Raw genomic sequence first — 24065 nt, 5'->3', positions numbered from 1 at the left:
ATGCAGATCAATACAATGACTATTGACAACGAAGCCAATACGACTCTAACGGTTTATCTTCATGAAGAAAAACCCGAATTTCACCGTATTGACAAACGTCCGTTTATACTAGTGATTCCAGGAGGAGGGTATGGATTTTGCAGTGAAAGAGAAGCAGAACCGATTGCATTGAAATTTGCTGCTGAAGGTTATCATGCGGGTGTGCTGCGCTATCACGTTGGAGAACACCGTGATTTCCACAAAGCACTGGCGGATGCAGAAAAAAGCATGGATCTGATTGCCTTACTAGCTGAAAAAGCAAAAATCGATCAATCCAAAGTTGCAGTGATCGGTTTTTCTGCCGGTGGGCATTTAGCAGCCGCTTTGTCTACTTTGTCCGATCGAAAACCAAGTGCTTGTATCCTTGCCTATCCGGCTATCTTAAGCTCCTTTGCAGAAGCGATGAAGATCAAGGCTCCTTCTTTAGACATGTGTGTGACACCGCAAACGCCACCTACTTTTTTGTTTTCTACATTCGAAGATAATGTGGTGCCTATCGAGAATTCTATTTTGTATTTGAGAGCGTTAGAAGAAAACGATGTACCATTTGAAACACATATTTTTCAAAAAGGAAAGCACGGATTATCATTAGGAAATAAATGGAGTGGAAATAGTGAAGAGATGGTGGACCCACGATTTGCCAAGTGGTTTGAGCTTTGTATCGAGTGGCTGGAAATCATTTGGTCACAAGCCGCTGTAGAAACTACACAAAAAATAGAAGACGTTTGGCAAGTACCGATCAAAAATTTATACGCCATTGAAGCAAATCGTTCGATCTTACTTGAACATTTGCCATTTTTAGCCGATAAAAGTAGGTACAAAATCATTCGAAGTTTGTCCCTCAACCAGCTGTGTGAATTTTCGCCAGAGAAATTTACAAAAACAAAGATCAGTCAATGGGTAAATGAATTGACTTGGAATCTTTGAACTTTTCCATCAAAGAATCGATGATCGGAGGAAATAAATGAAATATGAAATAATCAATAAGAACAATCGGTTCTATTTTCTCGTGGATGAAAAACCCTGTCTTCTCTTAGGGGGAGAAGTGCATAATTCAGCAGCTTCCACGGCACTTTCTATGGAAAAAAATATTTGGCCATTTGTGAACAATATTGGATTGAACACCCTGCTTGTACCTGTTTATTGGGAAAACATTGAGTCAATTCCGGGAATATTCAACTTTGATTTGATAGAAGCTCAGTTACAAAAAGCAGCTGAAAATAAGATCAAGCTGGTTTTTCTGTGGTTCGGTTTATGGAAAAACGGTTTATCTACTTATGTTCCTCCGTGGATCAAGACAGATACTGCAAATTATTTTAGAGTAGTCAACCAAAAGCAAGAGCAGTTAAATTGTATCTCACCGTTTTGCGAGAAAGCAATTGAAGCAGATTGTCGCGCATTATCTAGCCTATGTCAATTTATCAGTCAGCATCCGCTGAAAGATCAAGTATGCATGATGCAGATCCAAAATGAGGTTGGCTGTCTTGAAACGGCAAGGGATTACTCTAGAAAAGCACAGCAAATATATGGATCCACACTTCCAGAAAGAATCAGAGAATTATATCCTCAAGCAAACAGCTGGCAGGAACTTTCAGACGAGACATTCATGGCCTATGCCTTTAGTCATGCACTGGAAAAGATGGCATTAGAAGCAAAAAAATGGTTAGATATCCCGTTGTTCACCAATGCTTGGCTGCATAAAGAAGGAAAAAGCGCGGGCGACTATCCTAGCGGTGGTCCTACAAAAAATGTATTAAACGTATGGGAAAAAAATGCACCTAGCTTAACGGCTTTTGCTCCAGATATCTATGAAGAAAATTTTCGGGAAATCATTCAAGATTATCAAATGATTGATCAACCCCTTTTCATACCAGAAACAAGAAAAGATCTAAGATATCTATCTAATTGTTTCTATGCATTTGGGAAAGGCGCACTTTTGTATTCTCCATTTGGAATCGAAGATCTTAGAAAAAGTACGGAAGCTATAATAGATGAGGATCAGGCTTTTTTGAAAGAGTTAGGATTAGACCAAGCGGCTTTTGATCCGACAGGAAGTTTGCCTTATTTTACTAAGTGTTATCAAATAATTAAAGAACTAACCCCGTTTTTAACGGATGAAACAATCAAGATCCATTCTTTTAAAAAGGAAAAGGACATGACGTATCAGTATCAAGATGAAAATTACCGATTTTTGATCAAATATTTAAGCAAAGACAAGAAAGAGCAGCTGAACACTGCTGGCCTCTTTTTTCAATTAGAAAATGATTATTTTTTTGCTGGATGTAACTTTGCGCTATTCCACGATGCAGTAGATGAAGAGCTGTGTTCAGAAATTTTGAATTTTGAAGAAGGATATTTTGAAGGAAAAAAATGGACCACAGAGCGTGTTTTAAATGGGGATGAGCGCTATACGCCATATATCGGTAATATGCCTAAAATCATCAAATTCTCTTTATATACCTATCCGAAAAAAGAACAGGAGGTTGTCCATGAATATCTTGCTGACGAACGAAACCTTTAAACCATCTACTAGTATATTTGCCCAAGAACCGGAGCCACTCGAAAATCTATCTGTTTATCGAAATAGTACAGCCGCATTTCAGTTATTGCTGCATGATGGGAAGAAAAACCATTACAGCTTAGACGAGCAATTTACGATCCCAGATGCGATTGAAATACCTATATACCGAATAGAAATCAACTCAGAACTGCCCATCAAGTCGAATTTTATTGAATATTATTGCGGAAAAGACGACATTTTCTACGGAGATAAACTGTTAGAAGAAAAAGCACATACTTATTCTGGTGATCGCTTTACTCCTATTTACGTAGAAATCCCGGTTGATGGTCAACAAAAAACCGGCACCTATCCAATAGATATCACGATTTATCAAGCAGGAATAACTACAAAAGAAACAGTCATCGGACAGAAACGATTAGAAGTAACTGTAGAAGCATTTACTTTCAGTGATAAAGTAACTGACTCCTTCCATTTAGACATTTGGCAGCAACCTTCTAATCTTTCTCGTACATTCCAAGTGCCTCTTTGGAGTAATCAACATTTTGAACTGATTCAGACAATGGCTTCAACTTTAGCTGAACTAGGCCAAAAAACCATCACAGTCATTGCAGGAGAAATCCCTTGGAAAGGATGGTTCAATTATATTGTCAAAGATTTCCCAGCTAACTTGTATGAATACTCAATGGTCAAAGTCCTCAAAACAAAAGAAGGAAATATCCAGTGTGATTTTTCAATTTTGGATAAGTATTTAGCTTGTTTTTTTGAAGCAGGGATCGATAAAGAAATCGATGTGTTCGGCCTTTTAGGCGTCTGGCAGCCACCCTTCTTCCCTTTGAATAAAGCAGTAGAACATCCAGAAAAACTTGTGATCCGTTATTATGATGAGGAAATAGAGCAAATGGCATTCATCGAAAAACAAGAAGAGCTCAGACAATATTTCCAGCAATTGTTTACCTATTTTAAGAAAAAGAACATTTGGGACAAAGTTCGTCTCATGGCAGATGAGCCAAAAGCACATGAAATCGCTACGTTTAAAGAAGCTGTCAAGTGTCTAAAAGAAATTGAACCAACATTACAGCTGAAAGTGGCATTTGACAAGGAACCAGTCTTACAAGCCTTGATTTCAGAGATCGACTATCCAGTCACATCTTTTTATTGTACTTGTCAAAATTATGAATGGCTGAAGGAACAGTTTCCTGGAAAAACACAATACTACATCTGCAATTATCCAGATAAACCAAACACATTCTTGCACAGTCCCTTGACAGAAAGCCGCTTACAAGGAGCATTAGCTTATTATTTTGGAACAGATGGTCTGCTGAGATGGGCATATAACTGCTGGCCGGAACATGCAAGAGAAGATATTCGTTACAATACCAGTTCACTTCCAATTGGTGATTTGTGCTTGGTTTATCCATCTGTCTCCGGCAGCCTGCTCTTGTCTCTTCGCTATAAAGAACTGTATCGAGGTGTAGAAGACTTTTATCTGCTAAAAGAAGCGGAGAAAATAAACAAAACAAAAACAGACCAGCTCCTAGCTGATTTTCTTGGAGAGAAAAAGCCAGAAAACTGGATGGAAAACAGCCATCAGTCTGTGCAGAGATTATTCAATCAGTCTTACAGTCAATTCGATCAGTTAAGAAAGAAATTGATTGCGATCATCACAGAAACTTCTATTTAATTAAATAATAGTGAATAAAAAGCATGACCTGCATATTGCAGGGCATGCTTTTTATTTTTAACCGAGATAGGAAAGAATCCACCGTAAAAATATTTCCAGCACAGCGAGTTTTGTAAATCTTTGTTTAAACCAGTTTAGATCTAGCTAGCTGAAAAGAGACAAAGAACCTTGTTCCTGCTTAGATAAACTTTTGGGATAGAGAAATCACGAATTTACATAGTTTTTACAATCTTTATTTGAATTAAGAAAGATACAAATTAGAACTTTACAAATAGAGGGTACACTAAAGATGTAGCAAATAAATAAAAGGAGCTAAGATATGTTTGAGTTGAAAAAAATAGAAAAAACGATGGTGAGTATAGTATTAATAGCAACTCTAATGGTATTAGCAGGTTGTCGTTCGTCCAATCAGACAGTAAGTGGTAATCAAAACCAATCCTCTGATACGATCAAAATTGCTTTTTACCCTAATGAATCTGCTGCAGAGTTTGAACCGGCAAGAGAAGCGGTAAAAGCGGTGGTTGAAAAAGCTACAGATAAGAAAGTTGAATTAGTGACAAGTACAGATTACAACGTGGTCGTGGAATCTATTGCAAATGGACAAGTAGACTTAGCTTATATGGGTGCAGAAGGCTATATCGAAGCAAACAAGAAAAATGAGCAAGTAGAAGCCATATTGACCAATTCTGGGCCAAGCGGAACGCTGGAAGATGCGTTATATTACAGCTTTTTAGCGGTGAAACCAGAAAACAGCAAAGAGTATGAAGAAACAGGTGGCTATACGATTGATCCAATCAAAGACAAAACGATTTCTTTCGTCACGAATACCTCAACTTCTGGTTTTACTGTACCGAGCAACAAAATCGCTGAACATTTTGATTTAAAGAATACAGATGATCTTATCATGGATGGTCTATTCTTTGAAAAAGTGTTGTTTGGCGGGTCTCATCAAGGATCCATGATCAATTTATTAAAAGGCGACGCGGATGTAGCTGCTTTTATGAATATGCCGCAATATTTTGATGTGATCCAAGGAGAAGAAAACAAGGCAGGAGTCATTTACGAAGTAAAAAAAGATGCTCAAGCTCCTTTTGACACGGTACGAGGGGAACAAGCACAAGTTATTCTTTCCATGCCGGTCTTGAATGGACCAATTGCAGCAAACAAACAGACGTTGTCTGAAGCAGATATTGATAAGATCATCAAAGGAATGACTGCTGATAGTACAGCTGAAAATAAAGCTATTTTTGCACCAAAAGATGCTGATGTCCCAGGTATGTTCACAAAAGAAGGAAATGAGCGGTATGTGGAAGTCTCAGATGACTTTTATGATGAGATCAAAGAAATGAACAAATAAGAAAAGACTGGAAAGGAAAGCCAAATGCTATTAGAAGTAAAAAACATCACGAAAACCTATCCAAACGGAAATCAAGCATTGCAGGATATTTCATTTTCACTTGAAAAAGGAGAATTTGTTTCGATCATCGGGCCGTCTGGGGCGGGAAAATCAACCATCTTGCGTACGATCAACCGATTAATCGAAGCAGATAGTGGTACGATTCGATTTGAGGATAGAGAAATGAATGAACTGAAAAGAAAAGAACTGCGAAAGAAAAGAAGACGTATTGGTATGATTTTTCAGCATTATAATCTTGTCAGTCGCCTTACCGTGATCGAAAATGTACTGCATGGCTGTTTGGGTTATAAAACAACACTCAGTGGAGCTGCTGGTCTTTATCGAGAAGAAGAAAAAGAACAGGCTTTTGATCTTATAGAAAAGGTGGATCTTTCGGCATTTGCGTACACTCGATGTGACGAATTAAGTGGTGGACAAAAGCAGCGGGTCGGAATCGCCAGAGCACTCATGCAAAATCCGGCACTCATCTTATGTGATGAACCAATAGCTTCTCTTGATCCAAAATCTGCTAAAACGATCATGGATTACTTAAAAAGAATAACCAATGAATTGGCGATTACTTGCCTTGTCAACTTGCATCAAGTGGAAACAGCCATCGATTATTCCGATAGGATCATTGGAGTGAATAGCGGAAAGATCGTATTTGAGGGAAGGCCATACGAGTTGACAAAAGAAAAAATAGAAACGATCTATCAATCTAAAAAATTATTAGTGTAAAGGATGAGAGAATGGAAAAAATAGAGGCAGAAAAATTTTTCAGACAACAAAAAAGATATCGCTTGTTTTATATTTTGCTGATTGCTTTTCTTTATTTTATTTCAGCACATGGCGTTGGATTTCGGGCAGGAGCAGCTTTTTCTGCTGTGCCAAAAAGTTTTTTCTGGCTATTCTCCAACTTTATTCCGACAAGTGATTCCCTAGCCTATTTATCGATCATCATATCTAGACTCGTCCAGACGATACTGATGGCAGTGACTGCTACGACATCAGGTGCTATTTTTGCCTTGATAGCAGCTGTGATTGGATCAAGAGAAATCGGTTTGAATCGTTTCACAAAAGTGATCGCTAGAGGCATGGCGAGTTTTTTCAGAAATGTCCCTATTGTTGTATGGGCAATAATCCTGTTGTTAAGTTTCAAACAAAACGAGTTTACCGGATATTTGGCGATTACTTTTACGACATTTGGTTATTTGACCCGTTCATTCATGGAAACAATCGATGAAGTATCTGGCAGCGTCATTGAAGCGATGATGGCATCTGGAGCTTCCTATTTGCAAATCATTTGGCAAGGTGTTTTGCCGATGTGTTTGAATCAGCTCCTTAGCTGGCTTCTTTTTCTAATAGAAAATAATATTCGTGATGCTACGCTAGTCGGGATACTGACAGGGACTGGTATTGGTTTTTTATTTGACTTTTATTACAAAAAATTCCAATACGATGTGGTCGGGATGATTACGCTGACTGTCATTATTGCAGTTATCTCACTGGAGGCAATTTCGAATACAGTAAGGAGGATGATCCGCTGATGATGGATTATCAGACAAATGAAACGAATGCCATATTTAATCCAACCTCTTATTCAAAGGTGGCATTCAGGAAAAGAAATCAGAGGATAAAAGTTAAACTATGGCGTCAAGAACGGATCATTGTAAGGCTCATGCTGCTACTTTTATGTTTGGTTTCTGCATACACTGTGATCACAATGGATTACGGGAATGTCAAGTTAACAGAAGCAGTTTCTGCTTTTTTTTCCAATATGTTCAATATTTTCTTGCGTCCGCAGTTATCTGGAAGATTTACGACGTTTTCTTTAGTAGAAAGTCTTGGTATAACGATTGGTCTCTCTGTTTTAACAACTGTGATTGGTGCTTTTCTTGCTTTCTTTCTTAGCCTGTTAGCTTCCCGAAACTTAAGCAGTGGCTTTCTTTCCAATACGATAAGAGGGCTGATGTCTTTTATTCGAGCAGTTCCCACGATTTTATGGGTCATGATTTTTTCTATTTTGATCGGATTAGGAGCGAATGCTGCAATTATCGGGATGTCTTTTCACAGCATTGCTTATTTGACAAAAGTTTATTCTGAAAGTATTGAAGAAATGGAGTCTGGCATGATCGAAAGTTTGAAAGCGTGTGGAGCGAGCTGGTGGCAGATTGTTTTTCAAAGTGTTCTCCCTCATTGTTTCACGACATTGCTTTCTTGGACATTCATTCGGTTTGAAATCAATTTTACAAATGCGATTGCGGTAGGAGCTGCAGCTGGTGCAGGAGGATTAGGCTTTCAGTTGACGATGGCTAGTAACTTTTATTTTGATTTTCGAGAAATCGGCGTGATGGTCTATATGATCTTGACGATTGCTGTACTGTTAGAATTTATTTCTTTGAAATTAAAAGAAAAATATATTGTCAAAACATAAAATTTTATAGAAAGAGGAGAACGGGAATGAAGGCAGACTTACATGTGCATAGCTGCTATTCGAATGGTTTTTTTCATCCAAAAGAACTTTTGTCTTTAGCGACAGCTCAAGAAATAAACCATTTAGCAATCGTGGATCATCATACATTCGCAGGGATAGAAGCAGTAAAAGAAGTATTCTTTGAGTCGCCTGTTAATTTGATCGAAGGAATCGAAATTAGTGCTTTTGACTTGAAAAGACAAAAACATGTCCGCATATTGGGATATAATCTTTCAAATCGGAGCTATATCAAGCAGTTGTGCAGACCGTTACTTCATTTTCAAACCAATCAAACTTTATTTAAGTTAAAAAAACTGCAGGCAGAAGGTTATCATCTGAAGGAAGAGGAACTTTGGAAGGAAGCAGAGAAGGCAACTGCACTTTATCCCTGTCATTTATATCGTTTATTGAAAAAAAGAGGCTATGGTACACAGATGGACCATACGTTTTATCAAAAACTTATGACAGCAGAAGGAGTTTCTGATAATCGAAAAAAAATAAATGTATATGATGCCATAGAGGCAATCAAATACGGTGGTGGATTGACTGTTCTAGCCTGTCCAGGAAAATTTGATAACTATGATTTAATCCCAGAACTCGCTTCATTCGGGATTGATGGTTTGGAGAAGTATCATCCAGCTCATCGTATAAGAGACCTTAAGATCCTTTCAGATCTCATCAAAACCTATCATTTTTCTTGTTTTGGCGGTTCTGATTTTCATGGAATAAGAGGGACTACAGGATTTGGCAGGACATTGATCACAGATGCGCGAGAATTTCCCGATCAACTACTCTATAATTGAATAAACTACCTGTTTCAGAAAAATGAAAAAATGATTGCAGCAACTATAGATAATGATATAATAACCTCAATTACGTATGAGGGGATTGTGAACGATGATCAACTTTTCTTTATCACAGATCCAGGATTTGCCTAGAATCGTGGAAATTTACAATCAAGCGATTCCAACTCGCTTATCTACAGCTGATTTAGAACCAGTTACAATAGAATCGAAAAAGGCATGGTTTGATGCCCATCAATCAAAAGAACGCCCGATGTGGGTTATGAAGATCGATCAAAATATCGCAGGATGGGTGAGTCTTAGCGATTTTTACGGGAGACCAGCTTATGCAAAAACTGCAGAGATAAGTATTTATATTGATTCAAATTACCGAAAACATGGATTAGGACAAAAAGCATTATCATTTGCTGAATCTCAACTTTTAGATTGTAAGATCGATACACTTTTAGCTTTTGTGTTTGCTACCAATCAAGCGAGCATCAACCTATTCCGAAAAAACGGATTTGAGCAGTGGGGGCATTTACCTAAAGTTGCAAACATGGATGATCAGTTGACTGATTTAACTATTTTAGGAAAATCTTACGAATAATAATAATGACCGCTTTCAAGTGTTTTTACACTTGGAAGCGGTCATTATCATAGAATGTTTCAATTGAAAAGAGTAAAGTGAGGATGAATTTTTTTAATTATCATATTAATTAATCAAATAACAGTAAAAAAAATCATTTTTATCTCATATGCCATTCATTTATCATTTATCCTAGTATCAATGAGAAATAGCAGAAATTTCTAAAGAAATGTTAGCCCTTTATTTTAGGCTGAGTATTATCGAACGCTGATTTTGAACTAACTGAAGATAATATAACAATAAAGTGATAATAAAGTAATTATAAAGTAGCAAAAAATTTGTTTCTTGAGAATTCTGCAAAAATAAGGATTAAAGGAAGAATGTGTATGTCAAAACAGTCTTTTTTAGTTATTGGGATTATTGCTTTGCTAGGTATTTTATTTTTCGAAGTTACTTCGGTGGCCTCCTTGATCACCGAAGTGAAAGGACAAGCACATTCTTCGGAGCATTCGTCACAATCTTTCAAACAATCAGAACAATCAACCTTTAAAAGCCAATCAACTGAAACAGCTAACGTCAAAGAAGCCATTCAAGAATCAGCGAAAAAGGTACAAAGTCAGTCATCACAATCAACACAAGACAGTACAAAAACGAGCCGAGATACGGCTGTCAAAAGCGTCGCAATCAGCTTTGATGATGGACCAGGAGCGACCACAACGCCGCAGCTTCTGCGAATCTTAAAAGAAAAAAACGTGCATGTCACTTTTTTCGTCTTAGGAGAAAATACGGCGCAGCATCCTGAAATCGTGAAGCAGACAGCTGAAACAGGGCACGAGATTGGCAATCACACATACGATCATCAGAATCTGGCCACTCTTTCTGCCCAGTCGATGACGGAGGAAGTGACGAAAGCAGACACTGAGATCAAAAAAGTCACTGGCAAAACCCCCGCTTTTGTTCGTCCGCCCTATGGTTCTGTCACGAATGTAGGAGCAACGATCATCCAGCGACCGATCATCGAATGGTCTGTTGATTCAGAAGATTGGAAGACAAGAAATCCTGATTTGATTTTGCAGAAGATCCAAGCAACAGTATACGATGGGGCAATTATTTTATTCCATGATATCTATCCTGAAACGATTCGTTCCGTTCCTCAAGTGATCGATTATCTGAAAGAGCAAGGCTATCGCATCACGACAGTTGGGGATTTATTAGGACATCCAACGGCTGTAGAGAACTATTATGGCAGAAACGATCATCGGCCAGTTCAGTAAATAAATTATTTTTCGAAAAAGCTACTTTTAGAATACCGTTTATCAAGAGGTTGTGACAAGAATTTTGGATAAAGTCCATATAATTGTGTAAAAGATAAAAGGCCATGTAACAGCCCTTTTACGGTACAATGTTTTTAACCACAAAAACATACCCAGGAGGACGTTACATGACCCAAGTACATTTTACACTGAACAACGAAGAGGTTCAAAGTATTATTGAACATTCGGTAAAAGATGATGTTTCTAAAAATATTTTAACCACTGTTTTCAACCAATTGATGGAAAATCAACGAACAGAATATATTCAAGCCGATGACTATGAACGTTCAGAAAGTCGTCAGAGTCAAAGAAATGGCTATTATGAGCGAGACTTTACGACTCGTGTGGGTACACTCGAATTAAAAGTGCCTAGAACACGTGATGGTGAATTTTCACCGACGGTGTTTGAGCGTTATCAGCGAAATGAAAAGGCACTGCTCGCTTCAATGCTTGAGATGTATGTTTCGGGCGTTTCGACACGTAAAGTTTCAAAGATTGTTGAAGAGCTATGTGGAAAATCTGTATCGAAATCTTTTGTTTCTAGCCTGACTGAGCAGTTAGACCCGATGGTCAACGAATGGCAGAACCGTTCACTCTCAGGTACGAATTATCCTTATCTGATGACTGATGTTCTCTACATAAAAGTCCGTGAGGACCATCGAGTGCTTTCTAAAAGCTGCCATATTGCGATCGGGATAACAGAAGGTGGCGACCGTGAAATCATTGGCTTCATGATTCAAAATGAAGAAAGTGATGACACATGGTCCATCTTCTTTGAATACTTAAAAGAACGCGGCCTAAAGGGGACAGAACTCATCATTTCTGATGCCCATAAAGGCCTAGTGTCTGCGATTCGTAAGTCATTTACCAACGCAAGTTGGCAGAGATGCCAGGTCCATTTTTTAAGAAACATCTTCAGTTCCATTCCAAAAAAGAATTCAAAACCGTTTAGAGAAGCAGTAAAAGCGATCTTTAAGTTTACGGATATTGAACTCGCTCGAACAGCTAAGAATGCCTTAGTCGGTGAATATATCGACCAGCCTAAATATACAAAAGCCTGCGAAATATTGGATAATGGCTTCGAAGATGCCTTTCAATACACGGTTATCGGAAATAGTCATAATCGGCTAAAAAGCACCAACCTTCTTGAACGACTGAACCAGGAAGTCCGCAGAAGAGAAAAGATTATTCGGATTTTTCCCAACCGAACGTCTGCCAATCGATTAATTGGAGCTGTCCTTATGGACCTTCATGACGAATGGCTCAGTTCTACAAGAAAATATATTAAGTTTGATCAATGAGAGACCGGTAAAACATTGTATAGTATTTTACACAGGATTATGGACTTGACTGAATTTTGGCACAACCTTTTTTTAATTTCTCTAAAGTATGGTATTTAGATACAAATCAGATAGATTTTGCTTCTATCCTTAACAGCAAAGGAGGAGAAGATAAATGTATAAAACGTTAAAAATCATATCTATTTTTCTATTGATGTTTATTATAGCAGCAGGTGCTTATGGTGTAAGCGAATATATGAAATTGCAAAACCTGTCTGAGGTTTCAAAAAAAACAGCCGCCAACATGAATGTGAAATATTCAGCCGATACAGACACACAATTACCCGATCGGTTCAATGTACTGCTATTAGGTGTAGATACTGGAGAATTTGGAAGGACGGAACGAGGAAGATCGGATTCAATGATTGCTGCTCATGTTGATCTGAAAAATGAAGCAATAAAATTGATTAGTCTAGAGCGAGATACCTATGTTCAAATCGCAGGACAAAACAGATTTGACAAATTGAATGCCGCTTATGCTTACGGAGGAGAACAAACTACTATCCAAACGACAGAGAGTATGCTTGATACTACTATTCCCTACTACATGGCAATGAATATGAAAGGGCTGGAGAGTATTCTAAGTATCGTTGGCGATATTGAAGTGGTCAATGATTTTGCTTTCAGCTTTGATCACTATGATTTCCCAAAAGGCTCCCTTACGTTATCTCCAGAAGAAGCACTTGCCTGGTCAAGAATGAGATATGACGATCCTAATGGTGACTATGGGAGACAAATTCGACAGCAAAAAGTGATCAAAGCGATTATGCAGAAGCTATTGACTCTGGAATCCATACCTAAAGTAGACAAAATCATCAATGTTTTAGGCAACAATATGAAAACCAATTTACCTTTGGGAGAATTGCTGAAATTATATATAACGAAGAACAACAAATTTAAAATGAGTACGGATCAATTAAAAGGGGAAGAAGAAATAATTGACGGCATATCTTACCAAAAAATGACTGATGCAGAAATCAAACGAATCAGTCAGCAATTACAGTAAAGCAGGAGAGAGGAATATGATTAAAAAAAGTTTGATAGCCTTTGGAATAATCATCCTTCTAATAGGGATCACAGGGGGAAGCGTCTATATGGCAGACAGAGTCTTCACGCCCTCAACGAACGAAGACAAAACAATAGAAAATACTGAAAGCTCCAGGAAACAAGAGCAAACAGAAATACAAAATTCTACCAGTCCAACGATCACCACAAAGGAACAGCAAACAAAAAATGAAAAAAATAAAGAAACGGAAGATACAATGAAATCATCAAAGACCATTGCTCTTACCTTTGATGACGGGCCTAATCCGTCCACAACGCCAAAACTTTTAGAAGTTTTAAAACAAAAAGATATACATGCCACTTTTTTTGTTCTAGGAGAAAATGTTTCCCAGAACGAACAACTTTTGAAAAAAGAGGTACAAGATGGTCATCAAATCGGCAGCCATACATTTTCACATAAAGATTTAGCAGGTCTATCTGACCAGGAAATTAGTGCTGAAATTACTCAAACAGATAACGCTATTTTGAAAGCAATCGGTAAAAAGCCAGCATATGTCCGACCTCCGTATGGCTCTATCACAAAAAAAGGAGCAGGAATCATTAATCGCCCAATGATCGAATGGTCTGTTGACTCGAAAGATTGGCAATCTAGACAAAAGGAAAAAATTCTGCAGCAAGTAAAAAGCACAGTATATGACGGTGCAATTATCTTACTACATGATATCTATCCTGAGACCGTAGATGCTGTTCCTGTGCTGATTGATGAATTAAAAAGAGAAGGATATACTTTTACGACCATCAGCGATTTATTAGATAATCCATCAAAAGCAGAAAATTATTATGGGCGCAATGATCACCGACCCGTTTAGTTTAAAAAAGGAGAGATGTCCAATGATTCAAAAGCAGATGTATTTTATTAGAGGATATTACATTTTGTTGCTGCTCGTTCTTTATCTTTCTTTTTATGAAAAAAGTGTTTTTTATTTATTTTTTACTAATACGATTCTGGCATATATCCCGATTGAATTAGCGATGTGGATAAAATCCAGCAGATCCAAATTAGTCTCTCTCGTGCTGATCTTATTCTGGTTACTGTTTTTTCCCAATAACTTTTATTTGTTCACCGATTTATTCCATCTGTCTTTGCTTTCACCTTATGATCCATCAACTATGATGATAAGTATGGAGATGGAAATCTGGTATAAATTGTTGCTAGTCGTTCTTTCTGTCTTTCCAACCACATTTTTGGGTTGTGAAAGCTTATGGATAGTTACCGATATAATCGTCAAAAAAATCGGAATAGGCGTCTATCAATGGTTAGTTGTCAGCATCATCTTGTTTATCAACGCCATAGGGATTTACTTCGGTCGCTTTTTAAGATTGAACAGTACAGACGTCTTCACCGACAGCAAAGAAACGCTCATGAGATTGATCGAAGCATTTGCCAGGATAGACAGTCCATCTTTTTTATTGATCGTACTCATCTTTTTCTTTTCACTGATATTCGTGTATATTTATAAGTTAGGGATAAAATTTGCTCTATTGGCAGAAGGTGAGGATCTGTATGAAGATACTAGTAGTAGAAGATAATCTTGCAATCAATAAACTTTTAGTTCGTACATTAGAAAAAAATGGCTATACGGTCTATTCAGTATTCACAGGAAAGGAAGCGGCAGATATCATCGAGCAGCAGGAATTTGATTTGGCGTTGTTGGATATCATGCTTCCTGAAATCGATGGTTATGAAGTATTTGCGTATATGCGTGAGTATGATCTCCCCGTTATTTTCTTGACAGCCAAAGACCAGATTTCCGACCGAGTGAGCGGATTAAGGTCAGGAGCTGAAGATTATATAACAAAGCCATTTGATCTAGAAGAATTGCTGGCACGGGTGGAAGTTGTTCTTCGAAGAAACGGAAAATCTAGCTCAAATAAATTATTGAAATGGAAGTATATCGAAATCAATGAAAAAACAAGAGCCGTCACTGCAAGAAATCAAGCTGTTTCTTTGACTCCTAAAGAATATGAATTACTTCTTTACTTAATTAGAAATAAAGCAATTATTTTGCCAAGAGAAAAAATCTATCAAAAAATCTGGGGAAGGGAAGAAGAACCCAACTCCAGAACGCTTGATTTACACATCCAACGAATCAGAAATAAATTGCAATTAGGACAGGACTTGCGTACGATTTATGGTGTAGGTTACCTATTGGAGGGGTGAACTTGAAATATACGAGCAAAGTTTTCTTTTCATTATTATTCTTCTTTTTACTCATTTATTTGGTGGTCAGTGGTTTTACACTGCATGCGATTTACCAGCGCACAGTTTCTCAAGAAAAAGAAGTGCTAGTCAACCAACAGAAAAATCTCTTACTGCTTTTGTCGACGAAAACAGACGGAGATGAAACAACAGATGAAATGAGAAAAAATGGTGAATTCGTAGCTGCAGCCAAAATCGGAGAATTTAAGATTCTAGACAAAAAAGGTAATACGGTTTTTAGTACAAAGCCTACTTTGTTTGAAAAATACGATTCTCCAAAAGAATTGTCTAATCGTATTGTAGAAATCAGTGATATGGTTACTGTTAAAAACAAAAAGATACTTTATTCGACTTCAAAGATACCCGACACTACCTATCGTTTAGCTACTTACCATCAAGCAAAGAACTATGAAGAAATCGCGAAAGATTCCCTTGTCTATTTTCGGCTGATTTTACTCTTTTTGCTTTTGGCTATCATTCCCGTCACTTATTTTCTAACAAGCATGATCTTGAAGCCCATCAATCAGCTGATTTCTGTAGCCCAGCATATCACAGAAGGTAAGACGAAAGAACGGGCAATAGTCAATACTCAAGACGAAATTGGGAAATTAGGGAACAGTTTGAACAATATGGCTGATAAATTGAACTACGATTTAGAAACTCTCCGTCAGGCAAAGGAAAAGCAAGATTTATTTGTTTCTAGCTTTTCTCACGAGATTCGAACGCCGCTGACTTCCATTATCGGCTATGCGCAAATGCTGAAATGGGAAAAATTGGACCAATCAGCCAAAGAATCTGTCGATTATATCCTTGAAGAAAGCAACCGGCTAAAACATTTGTCCAATGATATTTTGAAATTGATAGAACTGGAAAGAACAAATGTCTCTCTTGAAGAAATATCGACCAGCATGATCAGCAATGATCTAAACAAGTTTCTTAAAGGAATGAAACAAGGATTTACTTATACCATCGAACTAGAACCTGCCAATATTTTGCTAGACATCAATCTTTTCAAGTTACTAGCAATGAATATTCTGGCGAATTCATTAGAAGCTATAGCAGAAGATGGAAAATTAGTGGTCAAAGGAATAAAGAAAGAAAAGCGTTATATTCTGCAGTTTTCCGATAATGGGAGAGGGATACCACCAGAAAATTTGTCTAAAGTAACAGATGAATTTTTTACAGGAAATCCTTCAAGGACAACGAAACATTTAGGACTTGGATTAGCTTTGGTAAAGAAAATAACCGAATTGCATAATAGTTCTTTTGACATAGAAAGTACGCTAGATTCAGGGACAATGATCACGATCGATTTTGCTTTAGGAGGGGAAACAGATGAAAATTAAATTATATCTTCTTTCTGCTTTCTTTCTGGTATTCAGCGCAGGATTGTTTTTTTTACCAGATATTTTAGCGAGTAGTATTACTGCAAAAGAACAAAGAACAGTAGATATCTCTTCTTTAAGTTCAGCTTCTTCTCCCTCTATCGAAACAGCAATGAGCCAAGCCCAATCTTTTTCTATTATGGAAGAATCAGATCAGAGCCAATTAGATATGGTCAATCGGCTGCGAGAGGAATTAAATCAGCTATTTCAAAAGCTATCCATGCCAAAAGAGCCAGTAATTGTACAAGACTATGAAGTTTTGATCTCAGAGGACAGCGTATTTTGGCAAATGGAATTCCTCACGCAAACAGGCTACGGAACGGCAATCATTGATGAAACGAACAAAAAAGTTGTACGGTTATCTTATTTTGATGAAGATCAAAATAACCGGGGGAAAAAACAAATTATAGATGATTACTTGAACTATCTTCCTCTAAAAGCAGATAAAATCGAAGAAGATGGTGAGATGATTACTGTCACTTTGAAAAATGGACAGAAATTAAACTTTCTGATTGATGAGACACGATTGTTGCTGAATTATGCATGAAGAATTATTTAGAAAGAAGGGGTGAATCTACCGTTTGCCAAAAGGTTGTGATCAGAATTTTGTCACAACCTTTTTTTATATTACTAAGACATGGTATCCAGAGATAAATCAGATAGAGTTTGCTTATATCCTTAACAGCAAAGGAAAGATGAAAATCGAACCAAAAAAACAGGGTCAATTTTTTACTAAAAATATATTTTTTTACTGAAATCTGGTAAAATGAGATAAAAAGGTTTCATTCAAGGAGGATATGATGAAAACAATAGCTGATCCTTTAAAAACGGAGATTTTTAAAGCCAATAAAGAGTATATTCAGCAGAACAAGATTGAGCCTTTTGTATTAAAAGAATTTATGGAATTTTTTGAAACGGGTAAACGATTGAGATACGAATCTAGTTATTTTGCTAGAAGAAGACAATTGTTTGTGGCTGCTTTAGCTTATTTCTATGAAAAGAACAGTGAGAACAAAGAATGGTTGGAACAATTAATTTGGGAAGTTTGTAATGAGTGGACATGGGCACTGCCTGCTCACTTGTCAAAGCAAGTTTTATCCAATGATCAAGCAAGGGTTTATATCGACTTATTTTCTGCTGAAACGGGACAGGCATTAGCTGAGATCTATGAACAAGTCGGAGAAGAGCTATCGCCTATCGTTGCGAATCGTATAAGAAAGGAAGTAGAGAAACGTTTGATCTTGCCTTTTGAAAAACAGTCATGGGAATGGGAACAAAAGAAAAACAACTGGAGTGCTGTAATCGGCGGATGCATCGGGATGGCTTGTTTGTCCTTGTTTCCTAAAAAAAGCGATCGTTTAGAACGACTCCTGACAAAAATCGATATTTCGCTTAAGAACTATCTTCGTAGCTTTGGAGAAGACGGTGTCTGCACAGAAGGTGTGGGATACTGGGGTTATGGATTTGGTTATTATATTTATTATGCTGAAAAATTAGCCGAATCGACAGGAAATCATTATTATTTAGAGATAAATAAGGTCAAGAAAATAGCGGAATTTCCTGGGAAAGTAAGAATAAATAATACTTATCTTCCTTTTTCAGATTTTTCTCAACCAAACTTGCCAAGTGGACTCTTAAGCTTTTGCGTATCGAGATTCGGTGCAGATATTCCTATAGAGACAGTCAGTTCTTTGGATTTTGACAAGTGTTACCGTTTTGCTCATCTCTATCATAATCTTCGATGGACAAAAAAGAAGGAGTCGAGTGTTATTAACAGACAGTGTAACTATTTTCCAGATGCTCAATGGTTTATCCTAAATTCAGTAAAACAAGATCTATTTTTCGCAGCAAAAGGTGGTGACAATCGAGAAAGCCATAATCATTTGGATGTTGGTCATTTTGTATTTGGCAATCACGAAGTATTGTTCCTAACAGACCTAGGGGCAGGGGAATATACTAAAGAATACTTTGATGAAGCAAAACGGTATCAGTATTTCGTTACTTCAGCTAAGAGCCATCATCTGCCTATCTTAAATGGTTGTTCACAAGTCGTTAACGACGGAAAAGCAGAAGTGGTAAGAACGGATTGCGCTAACGGGGAAATCACTTACAACTTGGCCGAAACATATAGTACTGAATCTTATATAGAAAAATTTACCCGTCATTTTTCTGTTCATGAACAGAAAAAAATCTTAGTGCTCCATGATCGGTTTTGTTTCAGTAAAGCAAAAAATGAGATCATAGAGAATTTCGTGTCTCATATTGAACCAGTAATAGAGGAGAAAAAAGTTATTCTAAGTACAAGCAACGAAGTAGTTGAAATCAAATTCGATACGCGTTTTTTGATTAGCCTCAATGTGATAAAAAAACAATATCACCGGCATGATGGTGGTCTTTGCGAAGCGCATCAAATACAAGCGATGTATCGTGTTGCCAAAGAAACTGAGATTATTACTTCCTTTTTACTTATGTGATAAACTTGAACACTTCAACTTAAAAAGGGCTGTGACAATAAACGCGTCACAGCCCTTTTTCGGAGTAAACCATGTTTTCCTGCCAACTCCACTTTTATAAATCACTATTCATAAAACAGGAAGAGCTGTTTTTGCTTAGCTGTTCTTATTGCTTGATGTAGGACAATTTTTTCACAACCTCTTATTTCTCTACGTTTGACGTGGAGAAGCTGTCGATTGTCGGATAACTAATTCTGTACTAAGTAGAATTCGTTTAGCGATTCCGGGATTTTTAATTCGTTCATCTAAAACGTTCACGCCCATTTCGCCCATTTCTTCTGTAAATGCATGAACAGTTGATAAAGAAGGTGAGACATAACGAGAAATCGAAAGATCGTTTATTCCCATCACACTGATTTCTTCCGGCACGCGAATCCCAGCTTCTGTCAATTTATGGATAATACCGATCGCAAATGAATCATTTGCTGCTAAAATAGCAGTGGGCAACTTTTCATTCCAGCTTTTCAATGCTTGCAAGGTCAGTTCTTCTCCTGTAGGGACATCCAAGCGACTATTTTCCTTCAAGATAAAATACTCTTCTTTATATAAGCCATGAAATTGCATAACATCAATGAAAGTGTTAGTAGTTGGTGTCTTATATTGACGATAACTATGAAGATTATCTGTTTCTTCAGCCCCAATAAAAGCAATCTCTTTATGGCCAAGAGAAAATAAATGTCCTAAGGCTAGTTCAGTTGCTTGGGCAAAATCGGTGTTTACGGAATCATAGTTGTTCAAAGGGAAATTACTTCCTATTACACAGAAATGTTCATGAAGTGCTGCGAATTCATCGATTCTTTCCTGGGTAAATTTACCAATAGCTAAGAGACCATCCACTGATTCTATTGATTGATCATCTAAGTGAGAAATCTTCAATACGTTATATCCTAGCTCGGCAGCACGTTTTTCTACTCCTAAGCGAATGGACATGTAATATATATCATCTAATTCTTCCTCATCTAAGCGCCATTGGATAATACCAAGCGATCGTTCTTTTTTTTCTCCTACTTTTTTTATGTTTCTTTTCTGTTTCTTTTTTTGCTTATATTTTGTGTAATTCAGTTCTTCAGCAATTTCAAAAATCTTCCGCTTCGTTTCTTCAGTAACAGACAAGGTAGAGTCATAATTTAATACTCTCGAAACAGTAGAGATCGATACTGCTGCAGCTTTTGCGATATCAGTAATAGTGGCCATTTTGTACCCCTCATTCATTCAATTTCTTATATACAGTATATTTCTTTCAAGTAAAAAAGCAAAGTAAAAAAATTACAAATAAAAATATTTTACTAAAAACTATTGATTTTTCCTGAGTAAAAAAGTACTATCTTTTTAAGGAAGCGCTATCAAAAAGGAGGGGTGGGAGAAAATTGAAAGGGTTAGTAACTATGGTTATCGTTATTTGTAGTCTGTTTTTAGCAACAGGGTACATGAACGACAATCGTAAGCAAATAAATAATTTTAGTAAAAAACAAGAAGAAAAGTTAAAAGAAAATGCTCGAAGCGTTTCTGAACAAGAATGGCAAAACGATGAAGTACCTTTACGTGAAATGGTTTCTTTAGAGGGGACTATCATCAAATCAGATCGAAAAAGCGGCAAAGTGGAAAATGGCGATCGCTTCTTATTGCAAACTCAAGGAAACGTTTTTATGATATTCAACGATCAAAATCAATGCTTTCGTGTAGGAGAGCGGATTAAAGTATATGGAGAATATTATGGTTTTATAAAGGGGCTGCTGATTGAAAGGAGGAACGAGAGTGAATGAAAGAAAGAGGGGAAGACAAAATAGTTTAAGGTTCAATGATTGTTTATCAAAAGAAGATATTGAAGAAATGTTTTTGGGTTTGCTAGAGCCATTAAGCGTCTTTTATGAGAAACGACCCGGGCGCTTGAAGTTAGGGACGCATGGAACGGTATATACAGAAGATCGTAGACAAATCGAAGCATACTTAAGACCGTTATGGGGATTAGGACCTTTTATCACAAACAAGCCGCATCCTCTTACAGAAGTTTATCTTGAAGGGATAACGAAAGGCGTAGACCCAAGAAGTCCAGATTATTGGGGAGAAATCGATTCTTCTGATCAATTGATCGTAGAGATGGCTTCTCTTAGTACGTCCTTGTTGCTGAATAAAGAAAATATTTGGGATCGATTAGAACCGCAGGCACAAAAAAATCTTCATCATTGGCTAATGCAGGTTAATGAATCTTCTTTACCGAGAAATAATTGGCATTTCTTCCGTGTACTGATCAATTTAGCGATGAAAAATTGTGGAAGAAGTTATTCAAAGAGTTTGTTGGAGAAAGATCTTGAAACTATTGAAAGCTTTTATCAAGGCGAGGGGTGGTATTGTGACGGAGTTGAGACACAAGTAGATTATTATGTTTCCTTTGCTATCCACTACTATAGTTTGATCTATTGCCGCTTCATGGAAAAAGAAGATCCGATGCGTGTCAAAAGAATGAAGCAAAGGGCATGCTTGTTTGCTCAAACATTTAAATATTGGTTTGATGAAGAAGGAAGAGGGCTTCCATTTGGGCGTAGCTTGACTTATCGCTTTGCGCAAGTGTCATTTTTTAGTGCGTTAGTTTTTGCTAATGTCGAAGCATTGCCGTGGGGCGAGATCAAAGTATTGATCAGTCGACATTTGAAATATTGGAATCATCAAGAGATGCTGACAACTGATGGGTTGCTGTCAGTTGGTTATTATTATCAAAATATGGTTTTTGCGGAAGGATACAATGGCCCAGGATCCCCTTATTGGGCATTCAAAACGTTTTTGTTATTAGCAGTCCCTGATGATCATCCTTATTGGCAAGCAGAAGCACTCGAATTAAAAATAGAAGTACGTAAAAAAGCAGTACCTTCTAGCGAAAATATGTATCAATATGATCAGACATTAAAACATGTGCAAGCTTTTCCGGCGGGACAGTTCATTCAAAATCAAAATCATGGGAGTGCGAAATACAGTAAATTTGTTTATTCAACCCTTTTTGGTTTCAGTGTGCCAAAAAGCAACGGATCATATGGTGAAGGAGCTTATGATAGTTGTTTGGCGTTGTCTGAAGATGGCCGTCACTTTCGGACAAAAGAATTAGATGAAATGTTTTCGATCGAGTTAGACCGAGTTGTCCATTTATGGCGTCCTTGGTCAGATGTGACAATAAAAAGTACAATCGTTCCGCTTGAAAACGGGCATTTGCGTATCCATGAAATATGGAGTGAACGGTTGCTGTATGTGTATGAAGGCGGGTTTAGTGTACCAATGGAAAATACAAATAGATGTATAGCGGGACAATGTGCCGCAGCACGATCGATCATTGGTACTTCGAGGATTAAGAACATCATTGGATACAAGAAAGCTGGGATTATCCGACCTGAACCTAATACAAGTCTCTATTTTCCGGTAACACTATTACCATATTTGACAGGCGTGGCTGAAAGCGGAAAACAAGTATTTATATCTGTGATCAGCGGTGTTTTACCAGACCAGTTTTTTGAAGAACCTACAGTAGAAATTATTGGGGAAAATATAGAAATTGGGCAACTGGGACAAAGGATTAATGTAAAGTTGGAGGAAAAGTACTACGATGAAAAATAGAACAAATGTAGTTAAGTTAGAATGGCTAGCTTCAGAAATTGATTTTATCGAAAAACAGGTGCGTGAAAATCAAGGGAAATTTGAATTTCTCGTGCCTGCTGCGGCTAGTAAGAATCAGATATATGAAGCAGAAGAAAATACAGATTGGACGGCTAGTTTTTGGTTAGGAATGTTGTTTTTAACAAAGGAGCTCTCTAATTCAAAAGATTTTGATCGAACGATTGAAAGTCAGCTAGCTTCGTTTAGAAAGCGTTTAGAAAAAGATATAGCATTGGATACGCATGATATCGGATTCTTATATCAATTATCGGCTGTTGTTGATTATCGTTTGAATAAAAATAAGTCGTCAAAACAAATGGCTATACAAGCAGCTGATCGATTGATGGAGCGGTATTCTCCCAAAGCTCAAATTATACAAGCTTGGGGAGATTTAGATGATCCAAAGCAGCGTGGACGCATGATCATTGACTGTTTGATGAATTTGCCATTGCTGTACTTTGCCACTGAGGCTACCGGAGATGAGAAATATAAAAGAGCTGCTTACAGCCATGCTAAGCAAACCCAAAAATATATCGTGAGAGACAATGCTACTACTTATCATACGTATTATTTCGATGATGTTACTGGAACGCCGAAATATGGTCGTACACAGCAAGGTTATTCAGATGAATCTTGTTGGGCACGTGGACAAGCTTGGGGAATCTATGGGTTCACGTTAAGCTATTTATACACGGGAGATGGTTCTTTTTTAGAGACCGCCACGCAACTTGCCGATTATTTTCTACAAGAGCTTCCTGAGGATTTGATTTGTTATTGGGATCTAATATTCAAAGAAGATAGCCAAGAGGAAAAAGATAGTTCTGCAGCAGCTATAGCGGCATGTGGATTGCTAGAACTTTCCAAACAACTGCCTGTTTCAGATCCTCGTCATTTCGATTACGAAGAGATAGCAATCAAAATCTTGGAAGAATTACAGAAAAACTATACAACGAAACGAGTTAACGGATCAAACGGTCTGCTTCTCCATGCCGTTTATGATAAAAACAGCTTAAAAGGTGTAGATGAATGTGTGATCTGGGGCGATTACTTTTATGTAGAAGGGATCACTCGTCTAGCTAAAACATGGTACTGTTACTGGTGATGTATAAGAGAAGAGGAGGATTCATAT

The 24065-nt window shown here is 37.3% G+C and carries 22 protein-coding genes; 21 read left to right on the top strand and 1 reads right to left on the bottom strand.

Annotated elements, in window-relative coordinates:
• The 18 genes from IGL15_RS08980 to IGL15_RS08895 all read left to right on the top strand — a co-directional run bounded on the left by IGL15_RS08980 (window position 1) and on the right by IGL15_RS08895 (window position 19258).
• Window positions 1–966 (top strand): alpha/beta hydrolase, encoded by a 966-nt coding sequence (locus IGL15_RS08980; protein WP_002302941.1) that lies wholly within the window; start codon window positions 1–3, stop codon window positions 964–966.
• Window positions 967–1003: 37 nt separating this feature from the next.
• The gene (locus IGL15_RS08975; RefSeq protein WP_002332497.1) at window positions 1004–2560 is read left to right on the top strand and encodes a DUF5597 domain-containing protein; all 1557 of its coding nucleotides are present in this window, start codon (window positions 1004–1006) and stop codon (window positions 2558–2560) included.
• Window positions 2529–4241 carry a DUF4091 domain-containing protein gene (locus IGL15_RS08970; protein ID WP_002332496.1) on the top strand — a complete coding sequence of 571 codons (1713 nt, stop codon included), beginning with the start codon at window positions 2529–2531 and terminating at the stop codon, window positions 4239–4241. Before IGL15_RS08975 ends, IGL15_RS08970 begins: the two co-directional genes overlap by 32 nt.
• Window positions 4242–4560: 319 nt before the next feature.
• Window positions 4561–5598 (top strand): phosphate/phosphite/phosphonate ABC transporter substrate-binding protein, encoded by a 1038-nt coding sequence (locus tag IGL15_RS08965; RefSeq protein WP_002332495.1) that lies wholly within the window; start codon window positions 4561–4563, stop codon window positions 5596–5598.
• 24 nt (window positions 5599–5622) lie between these two features.
• The gene (gene phnC / locus IGL15_RS08960; RefSeq protein ID WP_002302937.1) at window positions 5623–6375 is read left to right on the top strand and encodes a phosphonate ABC transporter ATP-binding protein; all 753 of its coding nucleotides are present in this window, start codon (window positions 5623–5625) and stop codon (window positions 6373–6375) included.
• Between the two features lie 11 nt (window positions 6376–6386).
• The gene (locus IGL15_RS08955; protein ID WP_002332494.1) at window positions 6387–7184 is read left to right on the top strand and encodes a phosphate/phosphonate ABC transporter permease; all 798 of its coding nucleotides are present in this window, start codon (window positions 6387–6389) and stop codon (window positions 7182–7184) included.
• The gene (locus IGL15_RS08950; RefSeq protein WP_002331497.1) at window positions 7184–8071 is read left to right on the top strand and encodes a PhnE/PtxC family ABC transporter permease; all 888 of its coding nucleotides are present in this window, start codon (window positions 7184–7186) and stop codon (window positions 8069–8071) included. Before IGL15_RS08955 ends, IGL15_RS08950 begins: the two co-directional genes overlap by 1 nt.
• Before the next feature lie 26 nt (window positions 8072–8097).
• On the top strand, window positions 8098–8913 hold the full coding sequence (locus IGL15_RS08945) for a PHP domain-containing protein (protein WP_002332491.1): 816 nt from the start codon (window positions 8098–8100) through the stop codon (window positions 8911–8913).
• A gap of 94 nt (window positions 8914–9007) precedes the next feature.
• Window positions 9008–9502 carry a GNAT family N-acetyltransferase gene (locus IGL15_RS08940; protein WP_002302931.1) on the top strand — a complete coding sequence of 165 codons (495 nt, stop codon included), beginning with the start codon at window positions 9008–9010 and terminating at the stop codon, window positions 9500–9502.
• 365 nt (window positions 9503–9867) lie between these two features.
• Window positions 9868–10755, top strand: coding sequence for a polysaccharide deacetylase family protein (locus tag IGL15_RS08935; protein ID WP_104765598.1), 888 nt, complete (start codon window positions 9868–9870; stop codon window positions 10753–10755).
• A gap of 167 nt (window positions 10756–10922) precedes the next feature.
• Entirely contained in the window at window positions 10923–12095 is a 1173-nt protein-coding gene (locus IGL15_RS08930) for an IS256-like element IS1542 family transposase (protein ID WP_002323245.1), read from the top strand.
• A gap of 154 nt (window positions 12096–12249) precedes the next feature.
• On the top strand, window positions 12250–13140 hold the full coding sequence (locus IGL15_RS08925; RefSeq protein ID WP_104765409.1) for an LCP family protein: 891 nt from the start codon (window positions 12250–12252) through the stop codon (window positions 13138–13140).
• 16 nt (window positions 13141–13156) lie between these two features.
• The gene (locus tag IGL15_RS08920; RefSeq protein WP_002331495.1) at window positions 13157–14008 is read left to right on the top strand and encodes a polysaccharide deacetylase family protein; all 852 of its coding nucleotides are present in this window, start codon (window positions 13157–13159) and stop codon (window positions 14006–14008) included.
• Window positions 14009–14030: 22 nt separating this feature from the next.
• Window positions 14031–14729 (top strand): DUF1361 domain-containing protein, encoded by a 699-nt coding sequence (locus IGL15_RS08915; RefSeq protein ID WP_104765408.1) that lies wholly within the window; start codon window positions 14031–14033, stop codon window positions 14727–14729.
• Window positions 14704–15360 (top strand): response regulator transcription factor, encoded by a 657-nt coding sequence (locus tag IGL15_RS08910; protein ID WP_002302578.1) that lies wholly within the window; start codon window positions 14704–14706, stop codon window positions 15358–15360. The genes IGL15_RS08915 and IGL15_RS08910 overlap by 26 nt, the downstream gene beginning before the upstream one ends.
• Window positions 15357–16745, top strand: a complete 1389-nt coding sequence (locus tag IGL15_RS08905) for a HAMP domain-containing sensor histidine kinase (protein ID WP_258077696.1) — start codon at window positions 15357–15359, stop codon at window positions 16743–16745. The genes IGL15_RS08910 and IGL15_RS08905 overlap by 4 nt, the downstream gene beginning before the upstream one ends.
• Window positions 16735–17331 (top strand): hypothetical protein, encoded by a 597-nt coding sequence (locus IGL15_RS08900; protein WP_002306317.1) that lies wholly within the window; start codon window positions 16735–16737, stop codon window positions 17329–17331. The genes IGL15_RS08905 and IGL15_RS08900 overlap by 11 nt, the downstream gene beginning before the upstream one ends.
• Window positions 17332–17584: 253 nt before the next feature.
• The gene (locus tag IGL15_RS08895; protein ID WP_104765406.1) at window positions 17585–19258 is read left to right on the top strand and encodes a heparinase II/III family protein; all 1674 of its coding nucleotides are present in this window, start codon (window positions 17585–17587) and stop codon (window positions 19256–19258) included.
• Between the two features lie 189 nt (window positions 19259–19447).
• Here the strand turns inward: IGL15_RS08895 and IGL15_RS08890 are convergent, their stop codons facing one another.
• Window positions 19448–20491 carry a LacI family DNA-binding transcriptional regulator gene (locus IGL15_RS08890; RefSeq protein ID WP_002332484.1) on the bottom strand — a complete coding sequence of 348 codons (1044 nt, stop codon included), beginning with the start codon at window positions 20489–20491 and terminating at the stop codon, window positions 19448–19450.
• A 173-nt stretch (window positions 20492–20664) separates the two neighbouring features.
• Between IGL15_RS08890 and IGL15_RS08885 the strand changes: the two genes are divergently transcribed.
• Genes IGL15_RS08885 through IGL15_RS08875 form a run of 3 tightly spaced genes read left to right on the top strand, consistent with a single transcriptional unit; the run spans window position 20665 to window position 24038 of the window.
• On the top strand, window positions 20665–21060 hold the full coding sequence (locus IGL15_RS08885) for a hypothetical protein (RefSeq protein ID WP_002332483.1): 396 nt from the start codon (window positions 20665–20667) through the stop codon (window positions 21058–21060).
• Entirely contained in the window at window positions 21053–22897 is a 1845-nt protein-coding gene (locus IGL15_RS08880; protein ID WP_104765405.1) for a DUF2264 domain-containing protein, read from the top strand. The genes IGL15_RS08885 and IGL15_RS08880 overlap by 8 nt, the downstream gene beginning before the upstream one ends.
• Window positions 22887–24038 (top strand): glycoside hydrolase family 88 protein, encoded by a 1152-nt coding sequence (locus IGL15_RS08875; RefSeq protein WP_002306322.1) that lies wholly within the window; start codon window positions 22887–22889, stop codon window positions 24036–24038. Before IGL15_RS08880 ends, IGL15_RS08875 begins: the two co-directional genes overlap by 11 nt.
• Window positions 24039–24065: the final 27 nt, after the last annotated feature.

The sequence above is a fragment of the Enterococcus sp. DIV0436a genome (assembly GCF_051711605.1).
Classification (GTDB): Bacteria; Bacillota; Bacilli; order Lactobacillales; family Enterococcaceae; genus Enterococcus_B; species Enterococcus_B faecium.
The sequence above is the reverse complement of the archived record's forward strand: the minus strand, read 5'-3'. Positions and strand labels throughout refer to the sequence as shown.